Source organism: Belnapia arida (assembly GCF_016773205.1).
GTDB lineage: Bacteria > Pseudomonadota > Alphaproteobacteria > Acetobacterales > Acetobacteraceae > Belnapia > Belnapia arida.
In genome coordinates this window covers 673,360-691,058 of record NZ_JAETWB010000001.1, presented here as the reverse complement: position 1 = coordinate 691,058, position 17,699 = coordinate 673,360, and the positions used below count along the sequence as shown (strand labels likewise).

21 protein-coding genes are annotated in these 17,699 nt (G+C 71.2%); 7 read left to right on the top strand and 14 right to left on the bottom strand.

Translation table 11 applies throughout. The annotated features are described in order from the left end of the window. The first annotated feature begins 36 nt into the window (after positions 1 to 36). The 5 genes from dapF (at position 37) to JMJ56_RS03470 (ending at position 4,806) form a co-directional block, all read left to right on the top strand. The gene (gene dapF / locus JMJ56_RS03490) at positions 37 to 849 is read left to right on the top strand and encodes a diaminopimelate epimerase (RefSeq protein ID WP_456318776.1); all 813 of its coding nucleotides are present in this window, start codon (positions 37 to 39) and stop codon (positions 847 to 849) included. Further along, a complete protein-coding gene (mtaB, locus tag JMJ56_RS03485; protein WP_328702257.1) occupies positions 846 to 2,084 on the top strand; it encodes a tRNA (N(6)-L-threonylcarbamoyladenosine(37)-C(2))-methylthiotransferase MtaB in 1,239 nt (412 codons plus the stop codon). Before dapF ends, mtaB begins: the two co-directional genes overlap by 4 nt. A 314-nt stretch (positions 2,085 to 2,398) precedes the next feature. After that, on the top strand, positions 2,399 to 3,385 hold the full coding sequence (gene ftsY, locus JMJ56_RS03480; RefSeq protein WP_456318779.1) for a signal recognition particle-docking protein FtsY: 987 nt from the start codon (positions 2,399 to 2,401) through the stop codon (positions 3,383 to 3,385). After that, positions 3,382 to 3,831: a hypothetical protein gene (locus tag JMJ56_RS03475; RefSeq protein ID WP_202830191.1), complete on the top strand. Its 450-nt coding sequence runs from the start codon at positions 3,382 to 3,384 to the stop codon at positions 3,829 to 3,831. The genes ftsY and JMJ56_RS03475 overlap by 4 nt, the downstream gene beginning before the upstream one ends. Positions 3,832 to 4,005: 174 nt before the next feature. Beyond that, the gene (locus tag JMJ56_RS03470) at positions 4,006 to 4,806 is read left to right on the top strand and encodes a creatininase family protein (RefSeq protein ID WP_202830190.1); all 801 of its coding nucleotides are present in this window, start codon (positions 4,006 to 4,008) and stop codon (positions 4,804 to 4,806) included. Here JMJ56_RS03470 and JMJ56_RS03465 read toward each other — a convergent pair. The 6 genes from JMJ56_RS03465 to tkt form a co-directional block, all read right to left on the bottom strand. Next, positions 4,800 to 5,210 carry a hypothetical protein gene (locus JMJ56_RS03465; RefSeq protein ID WP_202830189.1) on the bottom strand — a complete coding sequence of 137 codons (411 nt, stop codon included), beginning with the start codon at positions 5,208 to 5,210 and terminating at the stop codon, positions 4,800 to 4,802. The two genes, JMJ56_RS03470 and JMJ56_RS03465, sit on opposite strands and share 7 nt — an antisense overlap. After that, a complete protein-coding gene (locus tag JMJ56_RS03460; protein WP_202830188.1) occupies positions 5,207 to 5,752 on the bottom strand; it encodes an NUDIX hydrolase in 546 nt (181 codons plus the stop codon). The genes JMJ56_RS03465 and JMJ56_RS03460 overlap by 4 nt, the downstream gene beginning before the upstream one ends. A 51-nt stretch (positions 5,753 to 5,803) precedes the next feature. Continuing rightward, on the bottom strand, positions 5,804 to 6,001 hold the full coding sequence (locus tag JMJ56_RS03455) for a hypothetical protein (protein WP_202830187.1): 198 nt from the start codon (positions 5,999 to 6,001) through the stop codon (positions 5,804 to 5,806). Positions 6,002 to 6,145: 144 nt separating this feature from the next. Further along, a complete protein-coding gene (locus tag JMJ56_RS03450; protein ID WP_202830186.1) occupies positions 6,146 to 7,345 on the bottom strand; it encodes a phosphoglycerate kinase in 1,200 nt (399 codons plus the stop codon). Between the two features lie 55 nt (positions 7,346 to 7,400). Then, entirely contained in the window at positions 7,401 to 8,441 is a 1,041-nt protein-coding gene (gene gap, locus JMJ56_RS03445) for a type I glyceraldehyde-3-phosphate dehydrogenase (protein WP_202830185.1), read from the bottom strand. 48 nt (positions 8,442 to 8,489) lie between these two features. After that, positions 8,490 to 10,538, bottom strand: coding sequence for a transketolase (gene tkt, locus JMJ56_RS03440; RefSeq protein WP_202830184.1), 2,049 nt, complete (start codon positions 10,536 to 10,538; stop codon positions 8,490 to 8,492). Positions 10,539 to 10,637: 99 nt separating this feature from the next. Between tkt and JMJ56_RS03435 the strand changes: the two genes are divergently transcribed. Next, positions 10,638 to 11,375 carry a VIT1/CCC1 transporter family protein gene (locus tag JMJ56_RS03435; protein WP_202830183.1) on the top strand — a complete coding sequence of 246 codons (738 nt, stop codon included), beginning with the start codon at positions 10,638 to 10,640 and terminating at the stop codon, positions 11,373 to 11,375. 161 nt (positions 11,376 to 11,536) lie between these two features. Here JMJ56_RS03435 and JMJ56_RS03430 read toward each other — a convergent pair whose 3' ends face one another. The 4 genes from JMJ56_RS03430 to JMJ56_RS03415 are packed head-to-tail and all read right to left on the bottom strand — an operon-like array spanning position 11,537 to position 14,224. Beyond that, positions 11,537 to 12,781 carry a Zn-dependent hydrolase gene (locus tag JMJ56_RS03430; protein WP_202830182.1) on the bottom strand — a complete coding sequence of 415 codons (1,245 nt, stop codon included), beginning with the start codon at positions 12,779 to 12,781 and terminating at the stop codon, positions 11,537 to 11,539. A gap of 57 nt (positions 12,782 to 12,838) precedes the next feature. Continuing rightward, positions 12,839 to 13,267 carry a hypothetical protein gene (locus JMJ56_RS03425; protein WP_202830181.1) on the bottom strand — a complete coding sequence of 143 codons (429 nt, stop codon included), beginning with the start codon at positions 13,265 to 13,267 and terminating at the stop codon, positions 12,839 to 12,841. Positions 13,268 to 13,272: 5 nt separating this feature from the next. After that, entirely contained in the window at positions 13,273 to 13,767 is a 495-nt protein-coding gene (locus JMJ56_RS03420) for a C40 family peptidase (RefSeq protein ID WP_202830180.1), read from the bottom strand. 34 nt (positions 13,768 to 13,801) lie between these two features. Next, positions 13,802 to 14,224, bottom strand: a complete 423-nt coding sequence (locus JMJ56_RS03415; protein ID WP_202830179.1) for a VOC family protein — start codon at positions 14,222 to 14,224, stop codon at positions 13,802 to 13,804. Between the two features lie 54 nt (positions 14,225 to 14,278). On the opposite strand from JMJ56_RS03415, the gene JMJ56_RS03410 reads away from it, so the two are divergent. Next, positions 14,279 to 14,548, top strand: coding sequence for a hypothetical protein (locus JMJ56_RS03410; RefSeq protein WP_202830178.1), 270 nt, complete (start codon positions 14,279 to 14,281; stop codon positions 14,546 to 14,548). A gap of 9 nt (positions 14,549 to 14,557) precedes the next feature. Here the strand turns inward: JMJ56_RS03410 and JMJ56_RS03405 are convergent, their stop codons facing one another. The 4 genes from JMJ56_RS03405 to JMJ56_RS03390 form a co-directional block, all read right to left on the bottom strand. After that, a complete protein-coding gene (locus tag JMJ56_RS03405; protein WP_236037400.1) occupies positions 14,558 to 15,457 on the bottom strand; it encodes an iron-containing redox enzyme family protein in 900 nt (299 codons plus the stop codon). Positions 15,458 to 15,460: 3 nt separating this feature from the next. After that, a complete protein-coding gene (locus tag JMJ56_RS03400; protein WP_202830177.1) occupies positions 15,461 to 16,423 on the bottom strand; it encodes a methyltransferase in 963 nt (320 codons plus the stop codon). 82 nt (positions 16,424 to 16,505) lie between these two features. Next, positions 16,506 to 17,432, bottom strand: a complete 927-nt coding sequence (locus JMJ56_RS03395) for a histone deacetylase family protein (protein ID WP_202830176.1) — start codon at positions 17,430 to 17,432, stop codon at positions 16,506 to 16,508. Next, a complete protein-coding gene (locus JMJ56_RS03390; protein ID WP_202830175.1) occupies positions 17,429 to 17,662 on the bottom strand; it encodes a sulfurtransferase TusA family protein in 234 nt (77 codons plus the stop codon). Before JMJ56_RS03390 ends, JMJ56_RS03395 begins: the two co-directional genes overlap by 4 nt. Positions 17,663 to 17,699: the final 37 nt, after the last annotated feature.

The window sequence follows — 17,699 nt, the reverse complement described above, 5'->3', positions numbered from 1 at the left end:
GTTGGAACCGACGGCTTCACGGGGCATATCTCCCCCGTGATGGTTCCCTTCCGCAAGATGCACGGCCTCGGCAACGACTTCGTCGTACTCGATGCCCGCGCCCACCCGTTGCCGGTGACGCCCGCACGCGCCGCCGCCATCGCCGACCGCCGGTGGGGCATCGGCTGCGACCAGGTCATCGTCCTGGAGCCCGGCACCGACGGCGCCGATGTCTTCATGCGCATCCGCAACCCGGACGGCTCCGAGGCCGGCGCCTGCGGCAATGCCACCCGCTGCATTGCCTCGCTGATCGCCGGGGAAACCGCCGCCGACCACATCACCATCCGGACCATCAGCGGCGACCTTCTGGCCGAACGCCTCGGCGATCTCTGGCGCGTCGATATGGGCCCCGCCCGCCTCGGCTGGCAGGACGTGCCCCTCGCCCGCGCGATGGACACCCTCCGTTTGCCGTTCGAGGACGCCGCCGCCTGCTCCATGGGCAACCCCCATGCGACGCTCTTCGTCCCCGACCTCGATGCCGTCCCGGTCGCAACCCTCGGCCCCCTGTTGGAGCACGACCCGCTCTTCCCCGACCGCGCCAATATCGGCTTCGTCCAGGTCATCAACCCGGAGCATATCCGCCTCACCGTCTGGGAACGCGGCGCCGGGCTGACGCTCGCCTGCGGCTCCGGCGCCTGCGCCGCCCTGGTGAACGCCGCCCGCCGCGGCCTCACCGGCCGGGCCGCCACCGTCACCCTCCCCGGCGGCGACCTCCACATCGAATGGCGCACCGACGGCCATGTGCTGATGACCGGCCCCGTCGCCACCGCCTTCACCGGCACCATCGACCTCGACGCGCTCCCGCTGTGACCCTCGAACTCCTCACCTTCGGCTGCCGCCTCAACACCTACGAGTCGGAAGCGATGCGCGACCTCGCCGGCAAGGCTGGCCAGCAAGGCATCATCGTCAACACCTGCGCCGTCACCGCCGAGGCCGAGCGCCAGGCCCGCCAGGCCATTCGTCGCGCCGCCCGCGAGAACCCCGGCACGCCCATCATCGTCACCGGCTGCGCCGCCCAGATCGCGCCCGACAAGTGGGCCACCCTCCCCGGCGTCACCCGCGTCATCGGCAATGCGGACAAGCTGAAGCCTGAAGCCTGGTCCCTCGATGCCCCGCCCGCGCCGGTGACGGACATCATGGCCGCGACCGAGACGGCGGCCCATCTGGTGACGGAATTCGCTGGCCGCGCCCGCGCCTTTGTCCAGGTGCAGCAGGGCTGCGACCACCGCTGCACCTTCTGCGTCATTCCCTACGGCCGAGGCCCCTCCCGCTCCGTCCCCATCGGTGCCATCGTCGAGCAGGTCCGTGCCCTCGTCGCCCATGGCTACAAGGAAGTCGTCCTCACCGGCGTCGACATCACCAGCTACGGCCCCGACCTCCCCGGCCAGCCCCGCCTCGGCCAGATGGTCCGCCGCCTGCTTGCCCTCGTCCCCGAGCTCCCCCGCCTCCGCCTGTCCTCCCTCGACCCGGCGGGAATGGATGACGACCTCTGGCGCCTCATCGCCGAGGAGCCGCGGCTGATGCCGCATCTCCACCTCTCGCTCCAGCACGGCGCCGACCTCATCCTGAAGCGCATGAAGCGCCGCCACCTGCGGGCCGATGCTCTGGCGCTTGCCCGCCGCGCCCGGGCGCTGCGCCCCGGCCTCGCTCTCGGCGCCGATCTCATCGCCGGCTTCCCCACCGAGACCGACGAGCATTTCGCTGAAATGCTCGACCTCGTCGCGCAGATGGAACTCGCCTTCCTGCACGTCTTTCCCTATTCCGAACGCCCCGGCACCCCGGCCGCCCGCATGCCCGCCCTGCCCATGCCGGTACGGAAGGCGCGGGCCGCCCACCTCCGCGCTGCGGGGGCGGCGGGCGCGGCCCGGTTCTACGCGGCGCGGCTTGGCGAGGAGGAAGCGGTGCTGTTCGAGCGTGAGGATCGCGGCCACACCGCGCATTTCGCCCCCATCCGCCTGGCAAGCGGCCAGGCCGAGCCCGGCACGCTGCGCCGCCTGCGCGTCACCGGCGCCGAAGCCGGCGGCCTTCTCGCCGAGGCCGCCTGACCATGGCGCTGAAGGACTGGCTCGGCCGCATCCGCGCCAAGCCGCAGCCGGGTGAGACGGAGGCCCCGCTTTCCACCGCGCCTGGCCAGCTGCCGGAGCCGGAGCCGCCGCTGGGCGCGCCGACCCTGCCCTCGGCCGCGACGCCAGGCCTCCCCGCCTCGCCCATCCCGGTCCCGCCCCCCTTCACCGCCCCCTCCCCCCTTGCCCGCCTCGGCGCCGCGCCCGAACCCGCCGTGCCGTTCGAGGTCGCCCTCACCCCCGAGGAGGAAGCCGCGCTGCGCGAGGCCGGCTTCGAAGCCGAGCCCGAGGCCGAGGTGCAGCCGCTCCCCGCCTCGCTTCCCACTCCTCCTCTTCCGGTTGACGAGCCGGAGGAAGCCGCCCGCACCGGCTGGTTCTCCCGCCTCCGCGCCGGCCTTTCCCGCTCCACCGCCCGCCTTACCGACAGCGTCACCACCCTCTTCCGCAAGCGCCGCCTCGACAACGAGGCCCTGGAGGAGCTGGAGGAGACGCTCATCACTGCCGATCTCGGCGTCGCCGCCAGCCGCCGCATCGTCGAGGGCTTCCGCCGCACCCGCTTCGGCAAGGAGGTCACCGACGAGGAGGTGAAGGCCGCGCTCGCCGAGGAGATCGCCACCATCCTCGGCCCTGTCGCTCAGCCCCTGGTGCTCGACCCCCTGCGCGCGCCGCATGTCGTGCTGGTGGTCGGCGTCAACGGCACCGGCAAGACGACGACCATCGCCAAGCTCGGCCAGCAATATCGCGAGCAGGGCCTCTCCTGCGCCTTCGTCGCCGGCGACACCTTCCGCGCCGCCGCCGTCGAGCAGTTGCAGATCTGGGGCGAGCGCACCGGCGCGCGTGTCTTCAAGCCCGCGAAGGAAGGGGCGGATGCCGCCGGCCTCGCCTTCGACGCACTGACCGCCGCCCGCGCCGAAGGCACCCAGGTCCTGCTGGTTGACACGGCCGGCCGCCTGCACAACAAGACGGCGCTGATGGAGGAGCTGCGCAAGGTCATCCGCGTGATGAAGCGCGTCGACCCTGAGGCGCCGCATTCCGTCCTCCTCGTCCTCGACGCCACCACCGGCCAGAACGCCGTGCAGCAGGTGAAGGTCTTCAAGGAGATGGTCGCCGTCACCGGCCTCGCCGTCACCAAGCTGGACGGCAGCGCCAAGGGCGGCGTCGTCGTGGCACTTGCCCAGGAATTCGGCCTGCCCGTGCATGTGGTGGGCGTCGGCGAGAAGGCGGCCGACCTCCGTCCCTTCACCGCTCGCGACTATGCGAGAGGGTTGGTCGGCCTGCCATGATCTCCCGGCGCCTCCTGCCGCTGCTCTTGCTGGGCTCCCCGGCCGCAGCCCAGGACGCGCCTCCCGCCAGCTTCGTCGAGCTGCTTCCCGCCGAGGGCCGCGCCCCGGTCCGGCTGAACGCCATGCAGGTCGTCCGCGTCGCCAGGCTCGACGGCGCGACCATCCTCGACACCACCGCCTTCGTCCAGCAGCGCAGCAGCGAGGGGCTGGATGCCGTCATCCGCCGTCTGCAGGCCGCCGGCCTCCGCCTCGTCCCGCTAACCGACCTCAATGGCGCCCGCACCTACCTGGCGCTCGACCGCATCGTCCTGGTCCGCCCCTCGGAGGAACGCCACGCAGCGGGCGCCCGCGCCGCCATCGTCGTCGCCGGGCTGCGCTTTGCCACCGATGTCGCGGTGCGGGAGACCGTGGCCGATGTCATGGCGGCGATCGGTGCGGCGCATTGATTGAGGGTGCATCGAAGGCAGTGCCTCCGATCCCCTCAAACTCCCCCGCCAAAGGCCGAAGGGCTTTTAAAATCCTTGCGCTAACCTATTGGATTCCAAAGGCCCTTCGGCCTTTGGTGGGGAGAGCGCGAGAGGGGCACCGCCCCTCTCGTCCCCAACGGAAGGAAATCATCCATGCCCACCGAAACCCGCTGGGACCGCATGACCGGCCCCGAATTGAAGGCGCTGGCCGCCCGCGATGCCCTCGTCATCCTCCCCATCGGCAGCCTCGAGCAGCATGGCCCCCACCTTCCGGTCTGGACCGACAGCGCCTGCGCTCATGAATTCGCCCTCCGCGCCGCCGCCGCCGTGGCCGAGGACCTCCCCGTCGCCGTCCTCCCCCCGGTCTGGCTCGGCCTTTCGGAGCACCACCTGCCCTTCGGCGGTACCATCACGCTCGACCACGCCACCTTCCAGGCCGTGCTCCGCTGCGTCGTCCGCTCGCTGGTCGCCGACGGCTTCCGCCGCCTGCTGATCGTCAACGGCCATGGCGGCAACATCGACCCGCTGGCCGTCGCCGGCCGCGAGCTGGCGGTGGAATTCGGCATCCCCATCGTCACCACCACCTGGCCCCAGGTGGCCGCGAAGGAGATCGCCGGTATACTGACGACGCAGCCCGGCGTGCAGCATGCCTGCGAGGGCGAGACCAGCCTTTGGCTCGCATTGGATGCCGCCCAGGTCCGCCAGGAGAAAATCGTCGAGAGCCTTTCCAACCCGCCGCCGAACCCGCCCACCGGCTTTGTCCGCTTCTACTCCTTCGAGGAACGCGCCCCGCGCACCGGCGTCCGCGGCGACCCACGCGCCGCGACCGCCGAGAAGGGCGAGGCCATCTTCGCCGCCGTCACCCGTGCGTTGGCCGCCGCCATGCGCGACCCGGTGCTCTGGACCACCCCCGACCCGGTCTGGGACGCCGGCCGCGGCCTCAAGCCTCAGTAGGCGAAGGGCACCCTGAGCCTCGCCCCCGGCGCCGGCCGGTAGAGCTTGTCCTCCAGCAGGCTCGGCGAGCCTTCCTCGGCCAGCCCACGCCCCGGCAGGTTGCGGTAGAGCAGGCTGGGGCCCAGCGTCGTCCGCGGGTCCGGCAGGGGCGCCTGCCGCTCCACCATGCGATTCGGCACCGGCGCTAGGTTGCCGGGCTGCGGCTGGCGCGGCGGCAACGGCAGCGCCGCATGTTTCGCGAGGTTGAGCGGGGGCGGCTTCCGCAGCGCCGGCCTCCTCGGCTGCGGCCGTGCCGGTGCCGCCCGCTCCGGCAACCGGACCTCCGGCCCGGGCGAAAGCACCGTCGCCTCCTCCGCCAAGGCCGGTCCGGTGAGCAGCAGCAGCGTGAGCAGTACCCGCCTCATAGCCCGTCTCCCGGCAGGGGCCGTGTCCCCCGCACATCCTCGGGTGGGTTCATCGCAGGCAGGCCGAGTGGACGGCCCGCCGCCTCCCGCCACTGCCTCAAAGCCCAGTGAACAGAGGGAAAGGCAATCTCCCCCCAGGGAATCTCCTCCCAGCCGAACAGCCGCACATCGAGGCTCTCCGGCCCCGGCGCGAAGCCCGGCTCTGCCAGCCCCGCGCGGAAGATCACCTGCACCTGCCCGATCCGGGCGATGGAATAGATGGCGAGCACGCCCTCGATGGCGATGCGCGCCTGAGCCTCTTCCCAGGCCTCGCGCCGGGCGCCTTCCTCGACCGTCTCGGCCATTTCCATGTAGCCGGCCGGCAGGGTCCAGAAGCCGCGCCGGGGCTCGATCGCCCTCCGGCAGAGCAGCACCCGCTCCCCGACCCCGACGACGCTGCCGACGACGATCTTGGGGTTCTCATAGGCAATGAAACCGCAATCGGCACAGGTCAGCCGCTCGCGGTCTTCACCTTCCGGGACGGTGCGGACAAAGCTCGCCATGAGGAGAGGATGGGCGGCCCCTCCGGTCAGTGCAAGCTCCGATGGGCACGCTCAGACGCGCAGGTCGAGCAGGGAACCGCGTGGCGGCGGGCGGCTCGGCGCCGTGGGCACCGCCTCCAGCGTCCGCTGGGACGGCTGGACATCGGCGGCCGGGCCATTTTGCCCCGGGCTGATGCCTCGGACCGGCTGGGCCGGCCTGGTCTGTGCCACCTGCGTCGTGAAGGCGGCCAGCGCATTGGTGCTGATCATGCGCCGGATCATGCCTTCGAGGTCTGAATCGCCGGTAAAGGCGGGAGCACGATGGCGGCGGTCGCGGGGCGGGATGCGCATGCCGCAGCATGGCGCCCGCCGCCGTTAACCGTCCAGTAAGCTTTGGTCACACTCGCTGGAAGCTTAGGCAGCAGTCTCCAAGGCCGCCACCCCCGGCAAGGTCTTTCCCTCAAGCCATTCGAGGAAGGCACCACCCGCGGCCGACACATAGGTCATCCGCTCCTCGACGCCCGCATGCTTGAGCGCCGCGACGGTATCCCCGCCGCCGGCGATCGACTTCAGCCCCATCGACTGCGTCAGCCCCGCCACCGACTGCGCGACCGCGACCGTCGCCGCGTCGAAGGGCGGCGTCTCGAAGGCGCCGAGCGGCCCGTTCCACACCAGGGTCGAGGCCTGGCGCAGCCGCGCCTCGATCGCCGCCACCGTATCCGGCCCCACATCCAGCGCCATCATCTCGGCCGGCACGGCATCGACGCCGACTTCCCGCGTCGGGACATTCGCCGCGAAGGCCGCCGCCACCATCAGGTCGCTCGGCAGGATGATCTCGCAATTCGCCGTCCGGGCGGTCTCCAGGATTGCCCGCGCCGTGTCGTACATCCCTGCCTCCTGCAAGGACTTGCCCATGGCATGCCCCTGCGCACCGAGGAAGGTGTTCGCCATCGCCCCACCGATGACCAGCACGTCCACCCGCTTCACCATGTTGCCGAGCAGGTCGAGCTTGGTGCTGACCTTCGCCCCGCCGACGATGGCGACGACCGGCCGCGCCGGGTTGCCGAGCGCCGCATCCAGCGCCTCCAGCTCCGCCTGCATCAGCCGCCCTGCATAGGAGGGCAGCAGCCGCGCCACGCCCTCGGTGCTGGCATGTGCCCGGTGCGCCGCCGAGAAGGCATCGTTGACATAGACATCCGCGAGCTTCGCCAGCGCCGCCGCCATCGCCGGGTCGTTGGCTTCCTCGCCCGCGTGGTAGCGGGTGTTCTCGAGCAGCAGCACCTCGCCATCCTGCAGCCGGGCGGCGGCGGCCTCGGCCTCCGGCCCGATGCAGTCGTCGACGAAGGCAACCGGCCGGCTCAGCGCCTGCGCCAGCGCCTCCTGCATCGGCTTCAGCGACATCTCCGGCACGCGCTTGCCCTTGGGCCGGTCGAAATGGCTGCACAGGATGACCCGCCCGCCCTTCTCCGCCAGCTCCTGGACGGTCGGCGCCAGCCGCTCGATCCGGGTGCGGTCGGTGATGACGCCATCCCTCATCGGCAGGTTCAGGTCGGCGCGCAGCAGGATGCGGCGGCCCTTGGGGTCGAGGTCGTCGAGAGTGCGGAAGCGGGCCATCCGGTGGGTCCTCATGCGGCGCCCGCCGACTGGGCGGGCGCCGTGTTGTCCAGGCTCAGAGGCTGCCGAGCAGCGCGGCAGTGTCCGACATGCGGTTGGAGAAGCCCCACTCGTTGTCGTACCAGCTCATCACCCGCACCAGCGCGCCGTCGACCACCTGGGTCTGCGTCGCGTCGAAGGTCGAGGAATGGCTGTCGTGGTTGAAGTCGATGGAGACCAGCGGCGCGGTGTTGTAGCCGAGGATACCCTTCAGCTCGCCCTCGGCGGCTTCCTTCATCACCTGGTTCACCATCTCCTTGGTGACGCCCTCGGTCTTGAGGTTCACGTCGAGCGAGATGAGCGAGACATTCGGCGTCGGGATGCGGATGGCGGTGCCGTCCAGCTTGCCCTTCAGCTCCGGCAGCACGAGGCCGACCGCCTTCGCCGCACCCGTCGAGGTCGGGATGGCGGAGACGGCCGCGGCGCGCGCCCGGTGCAGGTCCTTGTGCAATGTGTCGACCGTGTTCTGGTCGCCCGTATAGGCGTGGATCGTCACCATGTAGCCGCGCTGGATGCCGAACTTCTCGTGCAGCACCTTCGCCACCGGCGCGAGGCAGTTGGTGGTGCAGGACGCGTTCGAGACGATCTGGTGGCTCGGCTTCAGGATCTTGTGGTTCACGCCATAGACGATGGTCGCCTGCGCGCTGTCGTCGGCATGCGCTTCGGCCCAGGTGACGGGGGCGGAGACCAGCACCTTCCGCGCGCCGGACTGCAGCAGCAGCGCCGCCTTGTCGGAGTTGGTGAAGATGCCGGTGCACTCGGCCGCGACGTCGATGCCCTGCCAGGGCAGCTTGGTCGGGTCACGCTCGGCCGTCACCTTGATCGGCGCATAGGTCCGGCCATTGGCCGAGATGATCATCGAGTTGCCCTCGACCTGCACCTCGCCCGGGAAGCGCCCATGCACGCTGTCGTAGCGGAAGAGGTGCGCATTGGCCTCGACCGAGCCGAGGTCATTGATGGCGACGCATTCCACATCGTCGCGCCCGCTCTCGATCATCGCGCGCAGCACCAGGCGACCGATGCGCCCGAACCCGTTGATCCCGACCTTCACGGCCATCATCGTCTTCCTTCTCTTGGAGCCCGACCAAGGGGCTCGACAACACGCTCAACCGATACGCTTCTTCACCGCCGCCGTCACCGCCTCGGCCGTGATGCCGAAGTGGCGGTACAGATCCTCCACCGGGCCCGAGGCGCCGAAGCCCTCCATGCCGATGAAGAGTCCCTCCGGCCCCAGCCAACGCTCCCAGCCGAAGCCGATCGCCGCCTCGATCCCGACGCGGAGGGCGCTTCCCAGCACCCCCTCCCGGTATCCTGCATCCTGCGCGGCGAACAACTCCCAGCAGGGCAGCGAGACGACGGCCGTTGCGATACCATCGGCCTCCAGCGCCGCCCGGGCAACCAGGGCGATGGACACTTCCGAGCCAGTGGCGATCAAGGTTGCGCGCCGCGGCCCGGAACCCTCCTCGACGACATACCCGCCCCGCGCACAGCGGTTCTCCCCCGCCTCGGTCCGGTATGGCGTCAGCCCCTGCCGCGACAGCGCCAGCACGCTCGGCCCGTCCGACCGCTTCACTGCCAGCTCCCAGCACTCGGCGGTCTCCATTGCATCGCCGGGGCGGAAGACGAAGAGGTGCGGGATGGCGCGCAACCCCGCCAGCGTCTCCACCGGCTGGTGCGTCGGCCCGTCCTCGCCGAGGCCGATGCTGTCATGCGTCAGCACATGGATGACGCGCTGGCGCATCAGCGCCGCCAGCCGGATCGACGGCCGCATGTAGTCGGCGAAGACCAGGAAGGCACCGGAATAGGGGATGATGCCGCCATGCAGCGCCATGCCGTTCATCGCCGCGGCCATGCCGTGCTCGCGCACGCCGTAATGCACGTAGCGCCCGTTGAAATCCCCCGGCTTCACCGAAGGGATGCCCTTCACATTGGTGTTGTTCGACCCCGTCAGGTCCGCCGAGCCACCGACCATCTCCGGAATCGAGGGCACCAGCGCCTCGAGCGCCCGCTGCCCCGCGATCCGTGTCGCGAGCTTCGGCTTCTCCTCCGCGGTCTTCACCCGCAGCGCCGCCAGCGCCTCGTGCCAGGCTTCCGGCAGCTTGCCGGCGATGGCGCGCTCGAAATCGGCCTTCATCGGGTGCTTGGCCAGCCGCTTCAGCCAGGTCCGCCGTGTCCCCGCCGAGCGGCGTCCCACCGCCTCCCAGCGCTCCCGCAGCCCCTCCGGCACCTCGAAGGGCGGGTGGTTCCAGCCCAGCGCCGACTTCGCCGCCGCGGCTTCCTCGGGCCCGAGCGGGCTGCCATGGCTCGCCGCAGTCCCCGCCTTCTTCGGCGCGGAGAAGCCGATGATGGTCTTGCAGGCGATCAGCACCGGCTTCGGCGTCCTGACGGCCCAGGCCAGCGCCGCCGCCACCTCCGCCGTGTCGTGCCCGTCGACCCGCCGCACCGCCCATCCATAGGACTGGAAACGCTTCAGGGTGTCGTCGGTGAAGGAGAGGTCGGTCGGGCCGTCGATGGTGACCTTGTTGTCGTCCCAGAGCAGCGTCAGCTTGTCGAGGTTGAGATGCCCGGCGAGCGAGGCCGCCTCATGGCTGACCCCTTCCTGCAGGCAGCCATCGCCGCAGATCGCCCAGGTGCGGTGGTCGACCAGCGACTTGCCGAAGCGCGCCGCCAGGATCCGCTCCGCCAGCGCCATGCCGACGGCATTGCCGATGCCCTGGCCGAGCGGCCCGGTCGTCGTCTCGATCCCCGGCGCCTCGCCGAACTCCGGGTGCCCCGCCGCCGGCGAATGCAGCTGGCGGAAATGCTTGATGTCGTCGATCGTCATCCCCGGCTGCCCGGTGAGATGCAGGATCGAGTAGAGCAGCATCGAGCCATGCCCGGCGCTGAGCACGAAGCGGTCGCGGTCCGGCCAACGCGGGTCGGCGGCGTCGAACTTCACGAACTGGCTGAACAGCACCGTCGCCACATCCGCCATGCCGAGGGGCATGCCGGGATGGCCCGATTTCGACTTCTCGACGGCATCGATCGCCAGCGCCCGGATCGCATCCGCCATCCGCCGCTCCTCCGTCGCCGGCCGAGCGAGGATCTCGGCCTGCAAGGCGAGCGCCGGGTTCGGCTTGGCATCGGGCTGGGAATCGGGTTCGAGGCTGGCCAAGGCAGCGGTCCTCCTGGGTTGTCGGCCCTATAGGCCGCGGTGCGGTGGCCGGCAACCCAGCCCCTGGATGCGGTCACGGCGGCGCGATAGCCTGCCAGCATGGACACCGCCCCCCAGCGCGAGGAACTCCCCCCCGCCCCTCCCGGCCCGCCCGAGGGCGAGCAGCATTTCACTGCCTCCGAGACCGTCCGCGACCTGGTCATCGGCACGGCGGACGGGCTGACGGTGCCCTTCGCCCTCGCCGCCGGCCTCTCCGGCGCCATCGCCGCCAATCCGCTGATCGTGACGGCCGGCCTCGCCGAGATCGCCGCCGGCTGCGTCGCCATGGGCCTCGGCGGCTACCTCGCCGCCCGCACCGACGCCCAGCATTTCGAGGCCGAGCGCAGCCGCGAAGAGCAGGAGATCCGCGACTACCCCGACCGCGAGCGTTGGGAGGTTTCCGTCATCCTCCACCGCTACGGCCTGCGGGGCGAGACCCTGCGCCAGGCGACGGAGGCCATCGCCGCCGACCGCCGCCGCTGGGTCGACTTCATGATGCGCTTCGAGCTGGACCTCGCGGAGCCCACCCCCGGCCGCGCCGCCCGCTCGGCCGCGACCATCGGCGGCGCCTATGCGGTGGGCGGGATGATCCCGCTCTCGCCCTACATCCTCATGGCGGAAACCCGCCCGGCCCTGATGGTCTCCGCCACGATTACCGGCATCGCCTTGCTCGGCTTCGGCTGGCTGAAGGCCCGGGCCACCGGCCTCCCCCCGCTGCGCGGCGCGCTGCAGACCTTCGGCATCGGCGGCCTGGCGGCCACGGTCGCCTACCTCATCGCCCAGTGGGTCGGCGGCTGAGGATCCGCTGGACGGCAGCCCCAACCCTCAGCTATAGGATTATTTGCCGAAGACGAAACCGCACCCGAACTCCCGCCTCAATCCTTGAAATTCTCAAACCCCGCCGCAGGCCCCTGCGAAAACAAGAGCTTGCCGGCTCACCCCTTCAATAGTTGAGCCGTTCAGACCGGCCGGTTCGCCCGCGCCACCACCGCCTCGAACAGTACCTGGCATCCCGCCTCCGCCTCGCTCGGCTCGATGCTTTCCGCCTCGTTGTGGGAGAGCCCGTCCTTGCAGGGGGTGAAGATCATCGCCGTCGGCACGCTCCGCGCCACATAGACCGCGTCATGCCCGGCGCCCGAGACGATTTCCCGCGCCGGCAGGCCGAGCCGCGCCGCTGCCTGCCGCACCAGATCGACGCAGCCCGGATCGAAGGGTTGCGCCGGCAGCCGGAACAGCTCCTCCAGCTTCAGGGGCGTCCCGCAATCGCGCGCGATGAACCCAGCCTCGCGCGGGAATTGCGCCGCCAGCCGCTCGATCTCGCCGAAATCCGGGTGGCGGAACTCGACGCTGAACCGCACCTCGCCGGGCACCACGTTGCGGCTGTTCGGCAGCACATGCAGCTGCCCGACCGTGCCGCGCCCGTCCTCGCCGCGGGCCCGCATCATGCGGTCGACAAGGTCGATGATCCGGGCGGCGCAGACCAGCGCATCCCGCCGCGCGGAGGGCGGCGTCGTCCCGGCATGCGCGTCCTGCCCGGTGACCACCGCGTCGTACCAGACCTGCGCCTGTGCCCCGGTGACGATGCCGATCTGCTTGCCTTCCTTCTCGAGGATCGGCCCCTGCTCGATATGCAACTCGAAATAGGCATCCGCCGGGAACGGGGCTGCCGCCACCTCGCCCTTGTAGCCGATCGCCGTCAGCGCCTCCTCGACCGAGACGCCCTCGACGTCGCGCAGCCCATAGACCTTCTCCAGCGGATAGACGCCCGCCCAGGCGCCGCTGCCCATCAGCGAATAGCCGAAGCGGCTGCCCTCCTCATCGGTCCAGTTGACCAGCTCGACTGGCGCCTCGGTCTGGATGTTGAGGTCATTGAGCGAACGCATCACCTCCAGCCCCGCGATGACGCCGAGCGCGCCGTCGAATTTCCCGCCCGAGGGCTGGCTGTCGAGATGGCTGCCCATCAGCACCGGCAGCCGCGTCGAGTCGCGCCCCTCGCGCCTGGCGAACATGTTGCCGATCGCATCGACGCGCACAGTGAGGCCCAGCGCCTCGCACCAGCCGCGGAACCGCTCCCGCCCCTGCCGGTCCACCTCGGTGAGCGTCAGCCGCCTGACGCCGCCCTTCGGCGTCGCGCCGATCTCGGCCATCGCCATCAGGCTGTCCCACAGCCGCTTGCCGTCGACCCGCTGATTCGTCCCGCTCATCGTCACGATCCCCTGCTGCCCGCGCCATAGGCCGCGGGGGCGTCGCGGGCAAGCGCCCTACTCCAGCCGCAGCACCGCGCCCGATTCGTGCAGCAGGTAGGCGCGCGGCCCGTCGATGACCACCCGCGCCACGGTGTTCGGCGGCCCGGCCCGGTCGGCGCAGCGCACCGCGCCGGCAAGCGGCATGGCATCGCCCAGCGCCGGCAGGCGCCCGGCGCCGAGGAAGCCGCGCGCCTCAGTTGCCGGGCGCGGCCGCAGATCGGCGTAGTCCACCCCTTGCGGGCAATCCTCGTAGAAGGGGTTGGTGAAGGCATCCCGGCCGAAGACCACCCTCTCCGCCTGCCGCGCCGCCAGCCAGGCGCGATCCGCCGGGCTGCAGCGCGGGCAGTCGATGCCGGCGACCCGCCAGGTGCGCTGCCAGCCCGGGGGCGTCTCCGCATGGGCGCAGGCCGCCAGCAGCAGGCCCGCCGCGATGAGCCACCGCATCGCCGTCAGGCCGGCCGATTGATGACGGAGGCGAAGCTGCCGGCCCGCATCGGGATGATCGCACGCGCCGTCTGCAGCGGCTGGTAGCGGCCGTAGGAGAGAATGCGTGGCTGCCAGTAGCTGTTCGTGAACTTCACGGTGGCGACGCCAGTCGAGCTTTGCGAGCCGATCCATTCCGTCGCGCTGACCACGATGCCGACATGCGTCGCACGGCTGGTGCCCGCCGGGGCGAAGAAGACCAGGTCGCCCGGCGCCCCCGGCGGGTCGACGGCCGGGAAGCGCCCGCCCGTCCGCAGGTCGTCCGCCGTCACCCGCGCCAGGGTGTTGGTGCCATAGGCCTTGTTGAAGACGTGGATGACGAAGCCGGAGCAGTCGAAGCCCTCGGTCGTCGAGCCGCCCCAGGTATAGGGCTTGCCGGCGGCGGCGACACGCGCGGCCTCGGCTTCGCGGAGGATCAGGCTCTGCGCGTCCGACAGGGTCGGGGTCGGCGTGTCGGGCATCGGGGGCTTGCCTCGTCGCGGGTGTGGCTGATCGTTACCATACCGGCCAAAGCCCCGGCGTCGCCAGTTCCAACAGGTTGCCGTCCGGGTCCCGGAAATAGATGCTGGTGCTGCCGCGAGGCCACCGCGTCCGTCCCTCGATGGCGACGCCATGCGCCGCCAGCCGGGCCTCCCAGTCCGGCAGCGCCTCCGCCGTGACGGCCAGCGCCGCATGGACGCCGCCGATGCCGTCATGCGGCGGGATGGTGCCGCCGGGCAGGTGCACCGTCGCCGTCGTGCTGCCGCGCAGGAAGACCAGCAACGCGCTGCGCCCTCCGACCGGATAGGCGGTCAGCCGCTCATCCGCGAACATGGGCGAGAGGCCGAGCACACCCTCATAGAAGCCGCGCGCCTGCGCCATGTCGGCGGCATAGAGCGCGGTCTCGAGCAATCCGGCAAGCGGCGGGGCATCGGTCATGCCGCATCCTCCCGCCCGGCAACGCCCCTCGCAAGCCGGGATGCGGCACACGACATGCGGGTGATGATGCGGCGCCTGCTCCTTCTCGGTCTGCTCGGCGCGGCGTGGCCAGCCGCCGCGCAGCAGCTTCCACCCGCCCCGGCGACACTCGCCGAGCGGCAACGCCAGCTCGATGCATGGTGGGCCCGGCAGCGCGAGAAGGAAGCGACCGACCGCGCCGTCAACGGCCCACGCGAGGCCCGGCGCAACCTGACGCGCGACCAGTTCGAGTTCTGGAACCGGCAGAACGACCGGCGGCGCGGCATCCCCCTGCCGCCCTTCTGATCCGCCGCGTCAGAGCGCGAGGCGCAGCGCCCGCCGGTACCGGGCGAAGCAGGCAGCGCCGCATTCCAGCCGCATCAGCGCGCCTTCCGCCATGGCCGTCGCATAGCGCGGATCCTCGGCGACGAGCGGCCGGATCGCCTCGGCATTCCAGGCCAGGGAGTGCTTCACGTCGAGGATGGCGTGCAAGTCGAAGTAGTGCCGGTCGCCCGCCGGGACCTTCAGCCGCTTGAGCCCCTTGGCGACCATCGCCGAGCGGCCCGGCGCGGTCTGCTCGATCACCCCGAGCGCCCCGACCGAATGATAGGCATAGCGGCGGTTCGCCGCGAGCCCGGCCATGACGTTCGCCAGCGCCAGCGCCTCCCACACCGTCGACTCGATCCGGGGCTCGAGGCCGAGCCGATGGGCGAGCACGTCGAGCAGCGGGCCATGCATGCCCTTCGGATTGCCGCGGCCCATCTCGTCCCAGTAGTTGCGCGCGATCTCGAGCTTCGGCTGCTGCGGCATCCGTATCTGGGTCAGCGCGGCCAGGTCCTCGAAGCCCGCCTCCCCGGCGACCTCCTGGGTCAGGAACCAGCGCATCTCATTCATGGAGGCCCGCTCGGCGAGCCAGGGGAAGAGCGGGTCGCCCTGGCCGGGGCCGGTGCGGTCCAGCTCCTCGAACCAGGCGATGAAGCCGTCGGGATCGGTCGGGGCCTCGGCGGCGCGGGCGACGACGGCGGCGCGGCGCGCCTCAAGGAACCCCATCTCCTCGCGCTCCAGCGCGGCAAGCTCTTCCCGGTCCTGTTCCCAATCACCGCCGGGAAGCGACGGAGTGAAGCGGCGGCGGTTCAGGTCGGCGAGCCGGCGTTGCAGGCGGTCCTGCGCGGCATCCTCGGGCATGTTCGTCGGGTACAGGCTGCCTTCTGGCATCGTTCAACTCCCTGGCTTCGTAACGGTGAGGACGACTGCGGCAATGCGGTCAGCCCGGTCGTAGGCGCCGCCCTCCAATTCCTCGCCGAAGACATCTGGATCGGATTCGCGATAGCGCCAGGCGAGGCCGGCCCCGGCGAGGCGCTGCGTCGCCGCCTCCAGGAAGGCATCCTGCCCCTCGACGATGGCAACGCCGGTGTAGAGGACGAGCGTGCCGCCCGGCGCCAGGCGCCCGAGGGCTGCATCGAGGATGGCAACGGAAAGCCCCTCGCCCAGCGCACCGCCGCCATGCCGGTAGGCCCGCCGTGCGTGGTCGAGCAGATAGGGCGGGTTGGAGACGATGAGATCGAACGGCCCCCCGACGCCGGTCAACAGGTCGCTGTGCAGGGCCGTTGCCCCGGCGGCACCGGCCAGGGCGGCATTGACCCGCGCCAGGCGGAGTGCGGCATCGTTGATGTCGAGCATCACCACCTCCGCCGCCGGACAGGCCTTGGCGACGACGATCCCACCCGGGCCTGCGCCGCAGCCGATATCGGCCGCGCGCCTGACGGGGGCACTGCGGGCGGCGAGCTCCGCCTGGATGGCCGCGGCAAAGCGATAGGTATCAGGGCCGAAGAACACCGCATCGGCGGCGCTGGTGGGGAAGGCGGAATGCAGGAACAGCTCGCCGGCAAGGCTCGAGAGCCGCACCAAGCTGCGCCAGAGCGCCTCGCCGGCCTCGGGCACCGCCACTTCGGCGCGGCGCATCAGCTCGAACAGGCCAGGCGGCATCACCTCAGCCGGGAAGGACCGGCTCCAGCCGAAGACGCCACGGAGGTCCTCCGCGACAGCATTGCCTGGCCGGCGGTTGACCCGGGCATGGGTCGCCGGCGTCGGCGTGACGAAATTATAGCCCGTGTCTCGTACCGCCTCGGCAAGGGCGAGAAGCGACGCGTCGGACGGGCCGAGGGGGGAGAGAAATGCCATTCGGGCAAACCGAACGGCTGCAGTGGCAGCAGGTTCCGCCCGTGCCGCAGCGCGGGCGCTGCCCCGCGCCCGGTCGGGGCCCTCAGGCCTGCATCAGCACCCTGACATGGGCCGCCGTGCTGGCGGCCAGCGCATCGAGGTCATAGCCGCCCTCCAGCAGGCTGACGACGCGCCCGCCGCAGCGCCGCCCGGCGAGGCCGCAGAGCGCCTCCGTGACCCAGGCGAAATCCGTCTCCCGCAGGCGGAGTTGCGCCAGCGGGTCCCGCGCATGGGCATCGAAGCCGGCCGAGATCACCAGCAGGTCCGGCTGGAACCCTTCGATCGCCGGCAACAGCGCCTGCCAGGCCTCGCGGAACTCAGCCCCGTCGGCGCCCGGCCGCAGCGGCACGTTGAAGATGTTGCCCACCCCCCGCTCCCGCCGGTCGCCCGTGCCGGGGTAGAGCGGCCATTGATGCGAGGAGGCGTAGAGGATCGTCCCGTCCGCCTCGACGCAGGCCTGGCTGCCATTGCCGTGGTGGACGTCGAAATCGATGATGGCAACGCGCGCCGCCCCATGCGCCACCTGGGCATGGCGCGCGGCGATGACGGCGTTCGCGAAGAAGCAGAAGCCCATTGGCCGCGCCGGTTCGGCATGGTGGCCGGGCGGGCGCGTTGCGCAGAAGGCGCGGCGCACCTCGCCCCGCATCACCGCATCCACGGCGGCGACGGCGGCGCCCGCGGCACGCAGCGCCGCCTCGGCGCTGCCGGCGCTCATCACCGTATCCGCATCGAGGGCGACGCTCTCCCCCTCCGCCGGGCGGATGGACAGGATGGCGTCGACATAGTTGCGCGGATGGGCGCGCTCCAGCTGCTCGACCGTCGCCTCCGGCGCCTCGGCGCGGATGAGGTCGCAGAACTCCTCCGCCTCCAGCCCCGCGAGCACGGCGCGCAGCCTATCAGGACATTCCGGATGGTAGTCGCCCGGATCGTGGCGGAGGCAGGCGCGGTGGGTGAGCAGCAGAACGCTCATGCCGCCTCCCGCTTGCGCAACACGAAGCGCCAAACGCCACCCGCCTCCTTGGCCTCCTCCAGCCCGTGCCCGGTCTCGGCGCAGAAGGCGGGGAAGTCCTTCGCCGCCGCCGGGTCGGTGGCGAGCACCACCAACCGTCCCCCCGGCGGGAGGGAACGCAGCGCCTTGTTGGCCTTCAGCACCGGCAGGGGACAGGAGAGCCCCTGCACATCAAGCAGCGTTTCCGACATGCTGGGGAGGACAGCACCCAGGCCGTTCCATGACAAG

Excerpts from the sequence above, each read along its gene's own strand:
- JMJ56_RS03415 (WP_202830179.1), bottom strand. The coding sequence starts at position 14,224 with ATGACCGATGCCCCGCCGCTTGCCGGATTGCTCGAGACCGCGCTCTAT.
- JMJ56_RS03430 (WP_202830182.1), bottom strand. The coding sequence starts at position 12,781 with ATGAGCGGGACGAATCAGCGGGTCGACGGCAAGCGGCTGTGGGACAGC.
- JMJ56_RS03475 (WP_202830191.1), top strand. The coding sequence starts at position 3,382 with ATGATCTCCCGGCGCCTCCTGCCGCTGCTCTTGCTGGGCTCCCCGGCC.
- JMJ56_RS03420 (WP_202830180.1), bottom strand. The coding sequence starts at position 13,767 with ATGCCCGACACGCCGACCCCGACCCTGTCGGACGCGCAGAGCCTGATC.
- JMJ56_RS03425 (WP_202830181.1), bottom strand. The coding sequence starts at position 13,267 with ATGCGGTGGCTCATCGCGGCGGGCCTGCTGCTGGCGGCCTGCGCCCAT.
- JMJ56_RS03405 (WP_236037400.1), bottom strand. The coding sequence starts at position 15,457 with ATGCCAGAAGGCAGCCTGTACCCGACGAACATGCCCGAGGATGCCGCG.
- gap (WP_202830185.1), bottom strand. The coding sequence starts at position 8,441 with ATGGCCGTGAAGGTCGGGATCAACGGGTTCGGGCGCATCGGTCGCCTG.
- JMJ56_RS03410 (WP_202830178.1), top strand. The coding sequence starts at position 14,279 with ATGCGGGTGATGATGCGGCGCCTGCTCCTTCTCGGTCTGCTCGGCGCG.
- JMJ56_RS03450 (WP_202830186.1), bottom strand. The coding sequence starts at position 7,345 with ATGGCCCGCTTCCGCACTCTCGACGACCTCGACCCCAAGGGCCGCCGC.
- JMJ56_RS03395 (WP_202830176.1), bottom strand. The coding sequence starts at position 17,432 with ATGAGCGTTCTGCTGCTCACCCACCGCGCCTGCCTCCGCCACGATCCG.
- JMJ56_RS03465 (WP_202830189.1), bottom strand. The coding sequence starts at position 5,210 with ATGAGGCGGGTACTGCTCACGCTGCTGCTGCTCACCGGACCGGCCTTG.
- JMJ56_RS03455 (WP_202830187.1), bottom strand. The coding sequence starts at position 6,001 with ATGATCAGCACCAATGCGCTGGCCGCCTTCACGACGCAGGTGGCACAG.
- JMJ56_RS03435 (WP_202830183.1), top strand. The coding sequence starts at position 10,638 with ATGGACACCGCCCCCCAGCGCGAGGAACTCCCCCCCGCCCCTCCCGGC.
- JMJ56_RS03470 (WP_202830190.1), top strand. The coding sequence starts at position 4,006 with ATGCCCACCGAAACCCGCTGGGACCGCATGACCGGCCCCGAATTGAAG.
- JMJ56_RS03390 (WP_202830175.1), bottom strand. The coding sequence starts at position 17,662 with ATGTCGGAAACGCTGCTTGATGTGCAGGGGCTCTCCTGTCCCCTGCCG.
- JMJ56_RS03400 (WP_202830177.1), bottom strand. The coding sequence starts at position 16,423 with ATGGCATTTCTCTCCCCCCTCGGCCCGTCCGACGCGTCGCTTCTCGCC.
- JMJ56_RS03460 (WP_202830188.1), bottom strand. The coding sequence starts at position 5,752 with ATGGCGAGCTTTGTCCGCACCGTCCCGGAAGGTGAAGACCGCGAGCGG.